The sequence below is a fragment of the Agrococcus carbonis genome, assembly GCF_900104705.1.
In the GTDB taxonomy this organism is placed as follows: domain Bacteria; phylum Actinomycetota; class Actinomycetes; order Actinomycetales; family Microbacteriaceae; genus Agrococcus; species Agrococcus carbonis.
This window is the reverse complement of the sequence record NZ_LT629734.1, coordinates 1908961-1924292: the sequence shown is the minus strand read 5'-3', so window position 1 is coordinate 1924292 and position 15332 is coordinate 1908961. Positions and strand designations below refer to the sequence as shown.

At 74.0% G+C, this 15332-nt stretch carries 9 protein-coding genes; all 9 read right to left on the bottom strand.

Annotation, left to right across the window (positions count from 1 at the left end):
* Window positions 1-84: 84 nt before the first annotated feature.
* From BLT67_RS09225 to BLT67_RS09185, 9 genes are read right to left on the bottom strand one after another with little or no spacing between them, the layout of a single operon-like run.
* Window positions 85-4608: an FtsK/SpoIIIE domain-containing protein gene (locus BLT67_RS09225; protein ID WP_092666743.1), complete on the bottom strand. Its 4524-nt coding sequence runs from the start codon at window positions 4606-4608 to the stop codon at window positions 85-87.
* Between the two features lie 12 nt (window positions 4609-4620).
* Entirely contained in the window at window positions 4621-5340 is a 720-nt protein-coding gene (locus BLT67_RS09220; protein WP_407922522.1) for a hypothetical protein, read from the bottom strand.
* A gap of 4 nt (window positions 5341-5344) precedes the next feature.
* A complete protein-coding gene (locus tag BLT67_RS09215) occupies window positions 5345-6835 on the bottom strand; it encodes a serine/threonine-protein kinase (RefSeq protein ID WP_092666741.1) in 1491 nt (496 codons plus the stop codon).
* Window positions 6832-8298, bottom strand: a complete 1467-nt coding sequence (locus BLT67_RS09210; protein ID WP_092666740.1) for an FHA domain-containing protein — start codon at window positions 8296-8298, stop codon at window positions 6832-6834. The genes BLT67_RS09215 and BLT67_RS09210 overlap by 4 nt, the downstream gene beginning before the upstream one ends.
* Window positions 8295-9131 (bottom strand): PP2C family protein-serine/threonine phosphatase, encoded by an 837-nt coding sequence (locus BLT67_RS09205; protein ID WP_092666739.1) that lies wholly within the window; start codon window positions 9129-9131, stop codon window positions 8295-8297. Before BLT67_RS09205 ends, BLT67_RS09210 begins: the two co-directional genes overlap by 4 nt.
* On the bottom strand, window positions 9128-10669 hold the full coding sequence (locus BLT67_RS09200; RefSeq protein WP_092666738.1) for an RDD family protein: 1542 nt from the start codon (window positions 10667-10669) through the stop codon (window positions 9128-9130). Before BLT67_RS09200 ends, BLT67_RS09205 begins: the two co-directional genes overlap by 4 nt.
* Window positions 10666-12957 (bottom strand): transglutaminase family protein, encoded by a 2292-nt coding sequence (locus BLT67_RS09195; RefSeq protein ID WP_157674302.1) that lies wholly within the window; start codon window positions 12955-12957, stop codon window positions 10666-10668. The genes BLT67_RS09200 and BLT67_RS09195 overlap by 4 nt, the downstream gene beginning before the upstream one ends.
* 11 nt (window positions 12958-12968) lie before the next feature.
* Window positions 12969-14348 (bottom strand): DUF58 domain-containing protein, encoded by a 1380-nt coding sequence (locus BLT67_RS09190; RefSeq protein WP_092666736.1) that lies wholly within the window; start codon window positions 14346-14348, stop codon window positions 12969-12971.
* A complete protein-coding gene (locus tag BLT67_RS09185; RefSeq protein ID WP_092666735.1) occupies window positions 14345-15325 on the bottom strand; it encodes an AAA family ATPase in 981 nt (326 codons plus the stop codon). Before BLT67_RS09185 ends, BLT67_RS09190 begins: the two co-directional genes overlap by 4 nt.
* Between the last annotated feature and the right edge of the window lie 7 nt (window positions 15326-15332).

Below are 15332 nucleotides of genomic sequence, written 5' to 3'. Positions count from 1 at the left end.
GGCCCCGGTGAGGACCAACAGGCACAAATCTAGGAATCGCCCTCTGGGAGTTCAATGGGGAGACCTACCCATGCCCGAGCGCGGTCACGCGTCGGCGAGCACCTCCGCGGGCGCGGTCGGCAGCTGCATCGTGACGGATCGGCCGTGCTGCACGAAGATGCCGCGGCCGACGGGGAACTCCGAGCGCTTGACGCGCGGGAACGGCACCTTGAAGATGCTGTCGCCGTCGTAGGCGTCCGGCTGCAGCGCGATGCCCTGGCGGCCGGCCTTCCACTCGCCCATCGCGCCGCTGCTGCTGCCGGCGCGCGAGATGTCGGCCTCGCCGAAGAGCACGTGGTCGCTGTTGTTGACCGCCGACATGAGCGCCCGGATCGCGCGCTCGGCGGGCCCGTCGTTCAGCTGCGCGACGTCCTCGACCACGATCGCGATGCGCCCGGGGATCGTCTCGTCGACCACGAGCTCGGCGAGCTCCTTCGCGAGCGCCTCGACCTCGTCGGGGCGCACGGCGCTGCGCACCCACGGCCGGTCGTCGACGAGCTCGGCCCTGCGCCCGCCGAGGTGGAAGAGCTTGACGTCGGGATCGAAGCGCACCATCGCCGCGACGAGCGAGCGCAGCGCCGTCGTCCGGCCCGACTGCGGCGGCCCGACGATCGTGAACGTGCCGAGCGGCTCGAAGCCGCGCGGCGCGAGCGTGTCCTCGGCGACGCCGAACACGGGCATGCCGTCGACGGATGCGGGCAGCTCGGCCTGCGAGAGGCTCGTCGGCAGCGCACCGATCTCCTCGACGTCGACGGCGCCGCGCTCGCGGAGGCCCGCGCCGAGCTCGTCGAGCATCGCCGCCTGCTCGGCGACGTTCGCGGTGCCGCCGATGATCGCGAGCTGCGTCTCGGCGCCGTCGAAGAGCGCGCGGCCCGCGGGCGACGCGTCGTCGAGGACGTCCCGGTCGACGCCGAGGAAGAGGTAGCCGTTCGGGTCGGCGAGCCGGAGCACCACGCGTCGCGAGATGTTCGACGAGACGTTGCTCGAGAGCGAGCCCGGGCGGTCGGCCGAGATGACCGCGTGCACGCCGAGGTTGCGCCCCTCGCTGATGATGCGCATGAACATCCGGTAGTAGGTGGATCGGCCGGTCTGGATCTCCCAGTCCTTGCGGAACTCGGGGAAGCCGTCGACGAGCACGAAGATGCGCGTGGCCTCCGGATCGGCGATGTCGCGGTACTCGGCGAGGTTCGCGGCGTCGGCGGCGGTGAACGCGCGGGCGCGGCGATCCATCTCGCGGTCGATCGAGCGCAGCAGCCGCTGCACGCGCTCGACGTCGTCCCCCTCGATGACCGAGCCGACGTGCGGCAGCCGCTCGATCGCGCGCAGCGACCCGGAGCCGAAGTCGAGGCCGTAGACCTCGGCGCGGCCGAGCTCCGGCCGCATGCCCGCGACCGTGCCGATCGTCTTCAGCAGCGCCGACTTGCCGGCGCCCGATGCGCCGAAGACGAGCATCGAGCCGTCCTTGTCGGGCTCGAAGTAGGCGGGCAGCTGCTGCTGCCGCTGCGGGAGGTCGGAGAGCCCGAGGAGCACCTTCGAGTCGCCCTCGATCGGCAGCTGCCGGAGGTCGATCGTCGTCGGCAGGTCGTCGAGCCACGGGCGCCGGGGGGCGGGGATGCCCGCGTGCTCGGCCGCGCCGATGAGCGTCTGCACGATGCGCTTCTGGTCGTTGGGGCCGAGGTCCTCGTCGTGCGCGTCGGATTCGGCGACCCGCTCGACCTCCCACACCGAGATCGAGCCGAAGCGCAGCTCGGCGACCCGCACCTCGGCGGCGACGACCTCGTCCTTGGACGACCAGCCGCCCGCGTAGGCCGACTGGAAGGGCACGAGCCTGCCGGGACCCGTCTTCGCGATGCCGCGGCCCGGGATGCGCGGGTCGAACGACGCCGCGACCGGATCGTCGACGACATCCTTCGAGTCGGCCTCGTCGGCCATGCGCAGGGCGACGCGCAGGTTGGTGTTGGCGCGCAGGTTGTCCTTGATGACGCCCGCGGGGCGCTGCGTCGCCATGATGAGGTGGATGCCGAGGGAGCGACCGCGCTGCGCGATGTCGACGACGCCGTCGACGAACTCCGGCACCTCCTTCGCGAGCGCCGCGAACTCGTCGATCACGAGCACGAGCGCCGGCGGCGTCTCGGGGTCCTGCCGCTTCTCGAGCTCGAGCAGGTCCTTCGCCTTCTTGCGGTTGAACAGGTGCTCGCGGTGGTGCAGCTCGGCCTTGAGGCTCGTGAGCGCCCGGCGCACGAGGTGCGGGCTCAGGTCGGTGACGAGGCCCACGCAGTGCGGCAGCTCGACGCAGTCGGCGAAGGCGCTGCCGCCCTTGTAGTCGACGAACAGGAACGTGACGCGATCGGGGCTGTGCGCTGCCGCCATGCCGAGCACCCACGCCTGCAGGAACTCGGACTTGCCGGCGCCGGTCGTGCCGCCGACGAGCGCGTGCGGTCCCTGCGTGCGCAGGTCGAGGGTCATGACGTCGCTCGCGCCCTGTCCCATGACCGCGCGCAGCGTGCCCGCCCGCTTGAGCCGCGGGAGCTTCGCGCCGCTGCGGTCGATGATCGTCGAGTTCTGCCGCCAGCGGTCGACGACCGCCGCCGGATCCTCGGCGACCTCGTCGCCCACGAGCGAGAGGAGCATGACGGCGTTCGGGATGTCGGAGCTGTCGTTGATGACGATGCTCGAGTCGACGACGGGCGCGAGGCGCTTCGCGAACACGCTCATGTACTCGAGCGAGACGCCCTCGACGGCGACGCCCTCCTTCGCCTCGCCCGCGCGCACGGACCCGGCCCGCGCCGCATCCAGCCCGCCCGTGACGTCGACGAAGCTGCGGCACGCGGCGGGGAGCGACTCGACGGTCGGAGCGACGAAGACGCCGTGGACGCCGACGTCGGCGCCGCGCTCGAGGATCTGCGTGAGGCGCGGGCGGTCGACGGGCGCGTCGTTCGTGATGATGACGATGACGCTCGTGGGGATCTTGGTCTGCGTGACGCCCGCGGCGCGCTCGACGTCGGTGCCGAAGTCCATCGGCGTCCAGCGATCGGCCATCGGGCCGCGGTGGTCGGGCGTCTGGGTGCGGCGCATGATGTGCTCCTCGAGCGCGTTGAGGAGCGCGGCGCCCGCGGGCGCGGAGTCGGCGAGCGGCAGCTGCTGGAAGGGGCTCGTCTCGCTCGTGGTGTGCGGGAGCCACTTGAGCCAGTCGAGCTCGGCCGTCCAGTCGGGGTCGCACAGCGCGACCGCGACGACCTCGTTCGGCGCGTGCAGGCCGAACAGCTGCACCGAGATGCCGCGCAGCACGTCGGCGGCGAGCCCCTTGGGGCCCGCGATGCCGATCGAGCCCGACACCGGCAGGGACTCGAACACCGGCACGCCGTCGACGTAGCGGAAGCGCTCGCGCAGGCGCTCGACGCGCTCGATGTACTGCGGGAGGCCCTGGCCCTCGTCCTCCTCCGACTCGCGGATGGTGAGGCGCGACTCGTCGCGACACGTGCCGAGGCGGAGGCCGAGGAAGTTCCAGTGCTCGGGCCGGCGGGTCCAGAGCATCGGGCCGAGGCGCATCGCCTGCTCGAAGACCTCCGCGACGGGCGGCGCCTCCTGGCCCCGCACCTCGACCTCGTGCGGCTGCTCGCGGTGGAATCGCTCCTCGAGCGCCTCGAACTGCTGCTCGAAGACCTGCACCTCGACCTTCTGGCGCTGCCCGGACTGGCGGCGAGAGTTGATGAAGTTGCCGAGGAACATGAGCGGGGTCATGAACGCGATGAGGATCGAGCGCGCGCGGCCCGTCATCGCGTAGAGCGCGCCGGCCATGAGGATCGGCGTCATGAGCATCGGCCAGGGGAAGAGCTTGTCGGTGATCTCCTTGGGGATCCTCGGCGGCTTGAGCGCCTCGCCCGGGTAGCGCGGCTCGACGCGCGGGCTGCGGTTGAACATGAGCGCGCCGCCGCGCTCGAGCACGGGGTCGTCGCCGGAGGCGTCGAACGAGCCGACGAGGTGCACGACGAAGTCGGACTCGCCGATCGTGAAGGGCTGGCCGGGGATGACGGTGAGGCGCGTGATGTGCTGGCCGTCGACGAGGATGCCGTTGGACGACCCGAGGTCGACGACCTCGATGTGCGCGCCGACCTCGATGCGCGCGTGCCGCTTCGACACGAGCGGATCCTGGAGCACGACGTCGTTCGCCGCGTCGCGGCCGATGCGCCAGTGCCCGCGGGCGAGCTGGAACTCCTGGCCGCGCAGGGGGCCGCGCACCGCGCGCAGCACGGCGACGGCGTCGACCGCGGAGCCCGCCACCCCGCCGCGCCGCTTGCCCGCGCCGAGGTTGACGACCTGGGCGTGGAAGCCGGAGCCGATGGGCGCCTCGGCCATGAGCGCGTCGGACTGCAGCTCGACGAGGCGCGACTCGGTGGGCGGCGCGACCGCGAGCGAGAGCGTGTCGTGCTCGCCGAAGACCGTCGAGCGGGTCGGGTCGGCGAGCGCGATCTGCCGCGCGACATCCTCGACCGTCGCGGTCGAGTCGGCCGTGATGACGACGTCGGTCGGCTCGGCGGCCGGCCGGTGGAGGGTGAGCTTGACCTTCATGGAGCCTCCGGGTCAGTCCTGGCTGTCGTCGGCGTCGCGCAGCGCCGGGTCGTCGAGCAGCGCGAGGTCGGAGCGGGTGACGAGCTGCGACGAGACCGCGTACTCGACGAGCCGGGCGCGCCGGTTGCTCGCGAGCTTCCCCACGCCGCCCCGCAGCCCCTGCACGCCCATCCGGTCGAGCTTGTCGCACACGTTGTCGAGCTTGCGGTTGAAGCGGCTCATCGTCCAGCCGAGCCGCTCGGCGGCCGCGCCGCTCGAGGGCAGCTCGCTCACGCCCACGCCGTCCCGGCGCAGCATCGGCTCGGCGAGCGCGACGATGAGCAGCTTCTGCAGCTGCGTGAGCCCCACGGGCATCACTGTCGTCTCGCCCGACGAGCGGCGGCGGTGCTCGGTCGACATCGCGAAGGCCGCCTCATCGGAGTGGACGCCGATCTCGTAGGTGGTCGGGCCCGCCGTGAACACGATCGAGCACTCCGAGAACACGATCGGCAGGCGCGCGCCGGGCGACAGCCACGACTGCACGGCGCCGCCGCCCGAGGATACGGTCGCCGAGAGCCGCGTGCCGACGTTCGAGAGCCACCAGAGGCCGTCCTGGTTGCGGATCTCGAGGAACTGCCGGTGGAGGTACTGGTTGTCGTCGACCGTGAGGTCGCCCTCGCGGCCGATGACGAACGGCCGCTCGGGGTCGAGCGTGATCCACTCCCCCGCGAACTCGATCTGCAGCTCGGTCACCTGATCACCCATCCACGCATCCCGTCGCATCGTTCGACGACCGGCCGTCGGCGCGCACGAGCCTCACCAGGATGCACGACTCGCCGTCGGCGTCCCGCTCGAGCACGACCTCGGGCGTCGCCACCTGGGCGGTGACGGGGTCGGCGTCGCTGCGCTCGTACCGGTACTGGAACGCATCGCCCTCCTCGGGCTGCGCGTTCGTCCACGAGAACGCGACGGTGTCGCCGTCGACCGCTCCCGTGATGTTGATGGGCGCGGGCGGACGCTGCGCGGCGGGCGGCGGCGCGACCGTCTGGCTCGGGTTCGCCTGCGGCTGCGAGCGGTCGCCCGCGGTGAGCGCGAGCCACACGATGCCCGCGCCGGCGATCGCGACGACCGCCGCTCCGGCGACCGCGAGCGCCGTCGCGCGGCGCGAGCGCCGGGCGCGCGGCGCGGCCTCGGCCTCGGCCGGCGCTGCGGCGGACGCTGCGGGGAGCCCCGGGGCGGGCGCGCGGCGGATCGTCGCGTCCGAGAGGCCCGTCGGCTGCGGCTGCGCCGGCTCGCCCGCATGCGGGTCGATCGAGACGACGCCGCGGATGCGCGTCGCGCCGCCGTCCTCCTCGTCGACGACGTCGGGGTCGACCGAGTCGTCGAGCACGTCGAGCGGCGTGACCGGCAGCGCCATCTCGGCCTCGACCTGCTGCAGCGCGCGGCCGAGCGCCATCGCGCTCGCGTGCCGGCGCGACGGCTCGGGATCCATCGCCGACGCGAGCACCGCCTCGAGCCGCTGCGGCACGTCGTGGCGCGCGAGCGGCGACACCTCGCCGCGCTGGATGCGGTCGATGAGGTCGACGCTCGTGTTGCTGCCGCCGGGCAGCTCGAACGGCGTCCGGCCCGCGAGGAGCGTCCACAGCGTCGCGGCGAGGGAGAAGACGTCGGATGCGGGGCTCGAGCGCGGCGGCTCGAGGAACGACTCGGGCGGGGACCACGGGATCGACATGCCGCTCGCGTCGTCGGCGACGCCCGACGTCGTGGCGATGCCGAAGTCGGTGAGCGCCGGCCGGCTGTACGCGGTGACGAGGATGTTGGCCGGCTTGATGTCGCGGTGCAGGATGCCCGCGCGATGGGCGGTCTCGACCGCGCCCGCGATCTGCACGCCGAGCGCGAGCACCTCGGGCACCGAGAAGCGCTCGCGCCGGTACCGCACGCCCAGGTTGGGCTTCGGGCAGTACTCCATCGCGAGGTACGGCCGGCCGTCGGGCGCGACCGCGGCGCCGAAGATCGTCACGATCGACGGATGGCTCGAGAGCTGGGCCATGACGTTGGCCTCGTGCCGGAAGTTCTCGATGAGCTGCCGGTTCACCGCGTCCGGCAGCAGCACCTTGATCGCGACCTTCCGCGACGGCAGCAGCTGCTGGTAGAGGAACACGTCGGCGAAGCCGCCCGAGCCCAGCAGCGACACGTAGTCGTAGCCGGGCAGCTCGGGCGGCGCCGAGGGTGCGCGCTTGGGGCTCACGGCGCCGCCTCGATCGTGAGCACGACGCCGTCGCCGAGGTCGAGGCGGTCGCCGAGCTGCAGGATCGTCGACGCCTCGGGCCGCAGGCGCTGCGGCGCCGTGCCCTCGCGCAGCAGCAGCGTGCCGTTGGTCGAGCTCAGGTCGACGGCGACGAGGTTCCAGTCCTCGACGCGCAGCTCGAGGTGGCTGCGCGAGATGTCCTCCCCGGGGCTCTCGACGGTGACGAGGCGCGGCACCCGGCCGTCCTCGACGCGGCGCGAGCGGGGCCGCCGGCCGATCACGACGCCGCGGCCGAGCGGCACGCGCTCACCCGAGGGCAGCACGGCGACCGCGATCTCGGGACGGTTGCGCTGCGCGGCCGTGCGCTCGTCGACGGGTGCGCCGCACTGCGCGCAGCTGCCGCCGCCGGGGGCGTTGACGTGGCCCGCCGGGCACAGGGTCGAGAGCACGAGCGGTCCGGTCGCCGGGGCCGGCTGCGGCCGCTCGCGCTCGGCGAGGAGCTCGCGGGCGCGCTCGGCGGTGACCGTCATGCCGTCGTGGTCGCCGAGGTCGGGCGCGGAGGCGGCAGGGGGCGCCGGCGCGGCGGCCGGGGCGGGAGCCGGGACCGGAGCGGACGGTGCCGGGACGGCGGGCGACGCGGCGGCGGGCGACGCGGCGGCGGGCGGGACGCCCGCGTCGCCGTCAGGCTCGTGGTGGCCGACCGTGTCGCCGTCGACCGCGCGCACGTCGACCGCGGGCTTGATGAAGCCCGGCACCGAGTCGATGAGGCCGCCGATGGGGTTGCCGGTGTCGGCGAGCGGATCGCCGTGCGGCGCGGGCGCGGCGGCCGGCACGGGCGCGGCGGTCGGTGCGGGGCGCAGCGGCGGGGCGGGCGCTGCGGCGGGCTCCTCGGGCACCGGGATGCCGCCCGCCGAGTCGTCGAGGGGCGTCGCGCGAGGCGGCTGCGTCTGGCCGAACGCGCCGAGCGCCGCCTCGGGCTGCGGGGCGGCCTCGGCGTCGGGGCCGGGCTTCGCGGGGACGGGACCCGACGCATCCGCGGGCCTCGGTGCGACGCGCACCGCCGCGACCCGGGCGACGCCGCCCTCGAGCGGCAGGGTCGGCCCGTCGAGCGCGGCGAGCCCGCCCGCCGCGACGACCGCGCCGAGCGCGGCGTCGTCGCGGCCCCACGCCTCACCGAACCGACCGGGCAGCGCGGCGTCGTCGGCGGAGGCCGGGACGCCGTGGCGGCGCAGCAGCGTCCGGCCTCCCGCGACGTCCACGAGCCCGAGGAGCGCTGCGGGCTCGGCCTCGACGAGCGCCGCGAGCGCGGCAGCGGTCTCGACCGCCGCGGCCTCCCTGTGCAGGGCAGCCGCGCGCTCGGGCGCGAGGTCGCGCTCGCACACGAGCACGACGCGGCCCGATGCGACGCACCACGCCTCGCCCGGCGCGTACTCGATCCGCGCGCGCAGCGGCTCTGCGGTCATCGCCGCACCTCCCCCGGGATGGTGTCGTCGAACGACGGCACGTTGGTGTCGAAGAGCTCCTCGTCGGCGAGGGCCACGGCGTCGACGTCCACGACGACGACCGAGACGTTGTCGGGCGCCCCCGCGTCGAGCGCGCGCCGCATGAGCAGCGCCGCGGCCGCTGCGGGCGAGGCGACGTCGCCGAGGACCTCGGCGATCTCGGCGTCGTCGACCTCGCCGGTGAGCCCGTCGGAGCACACGAGCAGCCGCTGCCCGCGCTCCGCGGGGCGCAGCCACACGTCGGGCGGCTGGCGCTCCCCCGCGCCGAGCGCGCGCGTGATGACGTTGCGGCTCGGATGCGTGCGGGCGTCGGCACGGCGCAGTGCCCCGGCCTCGACGAGCTCCTGCACGACCGAGTGGTCGACCGTCACCTGCTGCAGCGCGCCGCGCTCGAACAGGTAGGTGCGCGAGTCGCCGATGTTCATGATCAGCCAGTGCGCGACGCCCCGCACGTCGACGAGCACCGAGCCCGAGAGGGTCGTGCCGCCGACCGGCTCGCCGGCTGCGCGGGCGAGCACGTCGTCGAACGCGCGCTGCACCGCCGCCTCGACGCACTCGACGTCGGCGAGCGTGCGGCCCTTGAGGCTGCGGAAGGCCTCGACCGCGAGCGCACTCGCGACGTCGCCCGAGGCGTGGCCGCCCATGCCGTCGGCGACGACGAAGACGGGGAAGGAGGCGAAGACGGAGTCCTCGTTCACGGTGCGGCGCATGCCGGGGTGCGTCGCACCGGCCCAGCGGAGCGAGATCGAGGGATGGCTGAAGCGGAACTCCCCCACCGCGCCCAGGTCGCTCACCTCGGCGCCTCGACGGTGAGGCTGCGGTCGCCGAAGCGCACGACGTCGCCCGCTTCGAGCTCGAACGCCTCGCCCGGCGCGAGCGGGTGCTCGGCCCCCGCGCGCACGACGCTCGAGCCGTTCGTCGAGGCGCGGTCGACGGCGGCGAGCGGCTGGGCCGTGATGAGCAGGTGGGTCTTCGAGATCGAGCGCGTGTCATCGGCGATCGGCAGCAGGTGCTCGACGACCTCGCCCGCTGCGGGCGCGGGGTTGCGGCCGACGAGCGCGGCGCCGGTGATCGCGAAGCGCTCGCCGTGGTCGAACGCGAGGGTCGCGACGGATGCGGCGGGGCGCGGCCGCGCACGCGTCGCGTCGAGATCCTCGTCGGCCTCGACGACCTCGACGCGCCGCACGGTGCGGTCGTCGATGCCGCCCTCGAGCTCGGGATCCATGATCGTCTCGTCGCTGATGGGGCTCGGCTCGACGGGCCGATGCGCCGGTGTCGCGGGCGCCGGTGCCGCGGGCGCGGGGGTCGCAGGCGCGGGCGCGGACGCGGGCGCGGGCCCACCGCCAGCCGCGGCGGGAGCGGCCACCGGCGGCGCGGGCAGCCGGCCATCGCGCCCCGGGATGCTGTCGACGATGCCGCCGGCGAGCGGGGCGGCCGGCGGCTCGGGCGCCGAGGCGCGCGGCCGGCCGCTCAGGTCGCCCGGGCGGTAGCCGCCGAGGCGCGCGCCGCCGGGCGTGGCCTGCGGCGAGGGAACGGCGGGCTCGGTGCCCGGCGCGCCGGTCGCGACACTCGGCGCCGCAGCGGGCTGCGCGGGCCGGGCGACGCCGACGACGCCCGAGCTCAGCCGCGCACCGGGGCGGTAGCCGGTCGCGTCGCCCGCGATGGGGGTCGCGAGCGACGGCAGCTGCGACTTCGCCGACTCGGGCTCGGCAGCGACCGTCTTCCGCGCGATGCGCATCCGTTTCTCGTGGTACGGATCGAGCCCGTGCCGCACGTCGACGAACCACGTGCCGGCGGCCTTGTCGAGCCAGCCTCGGCCGCGCTTCTCGCCGTCGAGGAGCGGCGAGGCGAAGAAGAGCGCCGGTCCGATCACGGGCACGAGGAAGCTCGCCCACAGCAGCACGCCGCGCAGCAGCGCCCGGCCGAACCCTGGCTTCGCGAGGCGCTTGACGTCGACGCTGCGGATGCCCGTGAACGCCTTGCCGAGCGTGACGCCGCGGCGGGCGTGCAGCGCGAGCTGGGTGATGACGAACGCGAGCGTCAGGACGAAGGAGACGCTCGCCGCGACGATCATCCACACGAGCGATGGATGGTTGAGGAGTCCGTAGAGGCTGAGCGATCCGGTCGCGACGGCGACGAGCGACGGGAGCGCGACGAGCCAGTACGGCAGCTGCAGCACGGCGTAGACCGCGAACTCGATGATTGACGCGAGCGCGCGGCGGCCGAGCGGGGCGGGGCGCAGCCCGAGCGCCGCGGCGTAGGCGGGGTCGGGCCGGCCGTCCTCGTCGAGTCCCTCGATGACCTCGCGCTCCTCGTCGATCTCCCAGATCATCGGCGCCTCCGCTCTCTCCTCCGCCTCGCGAACGACCGCAGCGAGAGCCTGCCCAGCAGCCGCTGCATCGGCGTCGCCTCCGCACGCATGCCCTTGACGCTGCGGTCCACGTCGCGCCAGAACGCGTCGACGTCCTCCTTGACCGGCTCCCCGGGGCCGAACACGCCCTCGTCGACGAACTCGCCGATCTCGGTCGCCCGCGATCGAGGGTAGCGAGCCTCCACGGCTCCGGCGACCTCGCGCCGCGTGACGCCCGCGGGCACGGGGAGGCCGAGGTCGACCGCGTGGTCGACGACCTCGTGCCAGCCGCCCGAGAGGCGGTCGCTCTCGCGCGCGGCCCGGTAGCGTCGGCGCCAGCGCGCGGCCTTGATCGCCCCGACGACGAGGAACGGCGAGGCGAGCAGCAGCACGAGGAGCAGCGAGCCGCCGCCGATCCACAGCCACAGCATCCACGAGGTGTCCTCGACCTCGTCGTCCTCCTCCTGGCCCTCGTCCGCGACGGTGTCGGGCGACATGTCGGCCGGCTCCTCGGGCGGCTGCGGGGGCTGCAGCACCTGCGGCTTCGGGTCGGGCTCCGGCTCGGGCTCGGGCTGGATGTCGTCGTTGTCCTCGGGCGGCGTGGGGTCGAACCGCACCCACCCGTGCCCCTCGAACGGCACCTCGACCCAGGCGTGCACGTCGCCGCCGGTGAGCTCCACCGGGTCGCTCGAGCCCGTGAACCCGTCGTCGGGGTAGAGCCCCATGACGACGCGCGCCGGCACGTTGATCCGCTCGAGCGCGAGGGCGAACGCGGTCGCGTACTGCTCGTCGTCGCCCACGAGCACGTCGCGCTCGAACATCGCCTGCAGGCGGGCCGCCCCGTGCCCGGCGAGCGACGGGATGGTGTCGTCCTCGAGCCCGTGGCTGAAGCTGCCGTTCTGCATGAGGCGCTGCATGTTCAGCAGGTTCTCGAGCTGGTCCTGCCCCTCGTTGCCCCACGTCGAGACCCACGCCTGCAGCAGGTCGGGCACGACGACGGGGTCGGGCAGCTGCACGTCGGTGATCCTCGCGCCCTCGAGCTCCTCGTGCTCCGGCTGCGCCGGCACGATCGCCTCGAGCTCGTACGAGTCGCCCGGGCCGAGGCCCTCGAGCGCGATCGCCGTGCCCGTCTGGCCGTTGTAGTGCAGCGAGGACTGCAGCGCCGCCTCGCGCTCGCCGCCGAAGCGCAGCGACTGGATGTAGCCGACCTCGGGCACCCAGATGCCCGAGTAGTCCTGCACCTCGACGCGCACGGTCGCGGGCGTGCCGGACTGCTGCACGAGCACCTCGTCGCCGATGCGCGCGAACGATCCCGAGCCCGACGACTGCTGCGAGCCCGCGACCGCGTAGACGGTGCCGTCGTAGTAGTCGAAGGTCGCGAGCCGCAGGCGCGAGCCCTCCGGCATCCCGCTCACCGTCATCAGCGGCGTGTCCTCGTAGTTCTTGTACCAGTTGCGGAAGCCGGCGAGCGGGCTCGGGTACTCGGCGAGCTCGATCGGCGGCTCGACCGTGTCGCGCAGCACCGCGCGGCTCTGCGGCTGGATGGGCAGGCTGATGAGGCCGCCCACCAGCAGGGCCGCGGCCACCATGCCGACCGCGCCGCGCGTGCGCTGCCTGCGCGCGCGACCGCGGAACCGGGAGTCGTTCGTCACCTCGACGTCCTCGTTGAGGCCGCTGCGCCACGAGGCGCGGCGCCACGCGCACCACCCGACGATGACCCCGGCGACGACGATGCCGAGCGCCGCGGGCCAGAACGCGATCTTGGTGCCGAACGCGATGCCCACGACGAGCGCGACGACGCCGGGGAGCATCGCGAAGGGCGCGCCGCGTCGCAGCCGCAGCGCGAGCACGGTCGCGACGGCGGAGCACACGAGCAGCGTGAGGAACGGCACGACGAGCAGGCTCGGGAAGCCCTCGGCGGGCGGCTCGGCGGTCAGCAGGCCCTTCCACGAGAAGACGACGCCGAGCAGCAGCTCCTGCCACGCCTCGAGCGTCGGCAGCACGCCCCCGAGCGCCTTGCGCGGCACGGCGAGCGCCGGGCCGAACAGCACGAGCGCGAGCACGACGCCCGCGGCGGTCAGCAGCCAGCCGCGCAGCGGCCGCAGCGACGTCACGACGCCGACCGCGATGCCCAGCAGCGTGCCGCCGAGGCCCGCGGCGAGGTAGGCGACGCCGCCGAAGACCGGTCCGAACGACAGCGTCGCGGCGAGCCCGACGATGAGGATCGCGCCGCAGTCGATGAGCGCCTGCGCCGTGGTGCGCGGCAGCATCCGCTCGTCCTTCACTGGAGCGCCACCCCTCGCATCACGCGCGGCAGGTCGCTCACGCTGCCGATCGTGGCGAGCGCCGTGTCGCCGATCGGCTGCAGCCTGGGCTTCGCGTCCTTGACGACCGTGAAGACGATCACGCGCGCCTGCGACGGCAGCAGCGTGCGGGCGCGCCGCACGAGCGCGGGATCGACCGTCGCGCCCGCGTGGAGCATGATGACGGATGCGCCGGCGTGCGCCTGCGCGACCGTCGCAGCGAGGTCGAGGAAGCGGTCGTCGCGGGACGACCACTCGACGCCCGAGAGCGCGTCGAGGAGGCGTTTGCCGGTCGTCGCGGGGAGCGTCTGCCGCGAGGTCTGCACGACGACGTCCATCTCGTCGCGCACGGCCTGCACGCCGAGCGAGCCGAGGATCGAGATCGCGGTCTCGAACTCGGCGGCGTCGGCGTAGTCGTCGGGGCTCGTCGAGAGCCCGAGCGCGAGCACGCTGCGGCGCGTCTGCTCGAACTGGCGCACCATGAGCGTGCCGGTGCGCGCCGACGACTTCCAGTGGATGTAGCGGCGGTCGTCGCCCGCGACGTAGTCGCGCAGCGCGTGGAACGCGATGTCGCTGCTGGTGAGGTCGCGGGTCGTGATGCCCTCGAGGTCGCGGATGAGGCCGGGCGCCGTCTCGTCGAGCTGCACCGTCTTCGGGTGCACGAAGAGCTCGACGGGGTCGGTCCACTTCACCTGCCGGCGCAGCAGCCCGACGGGGTCGCCGCGCACCGACCGCACGGGGCCGACCTGCAGGATGGTGCGCCGGCTCGTGGGGATGGCGAAGACGTCCTCGTGCACGTCGCCCGGCTTCATGCGCGGCAGGTGGAACGAGGCGAGCGCCTTGCCGACCGGCACCTCGATCGTCGCGGGCAGCAGCGGCTTCTGCGCCGCAGAGTGGATCTCGATGCGGCCGAGCGCGCGCTCGCCGACGACGACGCGGGTGTAGGCGAGGTCGAGCTCGATGCGGTAGCGGTTGCGCCCGACGATGAAGACCACGGCGGCGCCGAGGAGGAGCGCCCCGACGAGCCCGATGACGATGAGCTCCTTCCAGCCGAGCAGCACGCCGGCGGTGAGCATCGCCGCGGTGCCGACGAGCACCGCCCACCCGAAGCCCGTGATGGGCTCGACCACCGGCAGCAGCGTGCGGCGCGCCCAGCCGGCGGCCGATTCCGCCCACGCGCCGACGACCGACTGCTCGCCGACCACGCGGTCGACGACCCGCTGCACGGGCGTGCGCTCGCGCTCGACGACGCGGCGCAGCCGGGTGGTGCCGGATGCCGCGGTCGAGTCGCCGGGCCTCGTGCCGGTGTCGGGGTCGGGGGCGGGGGTGGACGTCGCCCGCTCGGGCGCCGTCGTCATGCCGCGTTCTGCCGGTCCTGCGGTGCTGCGACGTCGGCGATGGCGCGGTCGATGATGCGATCGCCCGTGACGCCCGAGAACTCGGCCTCGGGGTCGATGACGACGCGGTGGGCCCACACCGACTGCGCGAGCTCCTTGACGTCGTCGGGCAGCACGAACGCGCGGCCCTTCGCCGCCGCCCAGACCTTGACGGCGCGCATGAGCGCCATCGCGCCGCGCACGGACACGCCCAGGCGCGTGTCCTTCGAGTCGCGCGTGTGCTCCGAGAGCTGGGCGACGTAGTCGAGCACCGCGTCGTCGACGTGGACCGTCGCGGCGAGGTCGATCATCTCGGCGATCGCGCCGGTCGTGATGACGGGCTGCACGCCCGCCGACGCGTTGCGCTTCGAGGCGCCGGCGAGGATCCGCACTGTCTGCTCGCGGCCGGGGTACCCGATCGACGTCTTCATGAGGAAGCGGTCGAGCTGCGCCTCGGGGAGGCGGTAGGTGCCGGCCTGCTCGATGGGGTTCTGCGTCGCGATGACCATGAAGGGGCGGCCGACCTCGTAGGGCGTGCCGTCGACCGTGACCCGGCCTTCCTCCATGACCTCGAGCAGCGCCGACTGCGTCTTGGGGCTCGCGCGGTTGATCTCGTCGGCGAGCACGATCGAGGCGAAGATCGGGCCCTTGTGGAACTCGAACTCGCCCGTCTTCTGGTCGTAGACCGTGACGCCCGTGACGTCCGACGGCAGCAGGTCGGGCGTGAACTGGATGCGGTGGTTGGTGCCCTGCACCGTCGCGGCCATCGACTTCGCGAGCTGCGTCTTGCCGGTGCCGGGCGCGTCCTCGAGCAGCAGGTGGCCCTCCGAGAGCATCGCGGTGAACGCGAGCCGGATGACGTCCTCCTTGCCGAGCACGACGGATCCGACGTTGTCGACCAGTCGCGTGAAGGTCTCGGCGAACCAGGCGGCCTGCTCGCGGGTCATGGTGCTCGTCATCGTGTTC

Coding starts and splice junctions, on each gene's coding strand:
- BLT67_RS09225 (WP_092666743.1), bottom strand. CDS start 4,608: ATGAAGGTCAAGCTCACCCTCCACCGGCCGGCCGCCGAGCCGACCGAC.
- BLT67_RS09210 (WP_092666740.1), bottom strand. CDS start 8,298: ATGACCGCAGAGCCGCTGCGCGCGCGGATCGAGTACGCGCCGGGCGAG.
- BLT67_RS09200 (WP_092666738.1), bottom strand. CDS start 10,669: ATGATCTGGGAGATCGACGAGGAGCGCGAGGTCATCGAGGGACTCGAC.
- BLT67_RS09195 (WP_157674302.1), bottom strand. CDS start 12,957: ATGCTGCCGCGCACCACGGCGCAGGCGCTCATCGACTGCGGCGCGATC.
- BLT67_RS09190 (WP_092666736.1), bottom strand. CDS start 14,348: ATGACGACGGCGCCCGAGCGGGCGACGTCCACCCCCGCCCCCGACCCC.
- BLT67_RS09185 (WP_092666735.1), bottom strand. CDS start 15,325: ATGACGAGCACCATGACCCGCGAGCAGGCCGCCTGGTTCGCCGAGACC.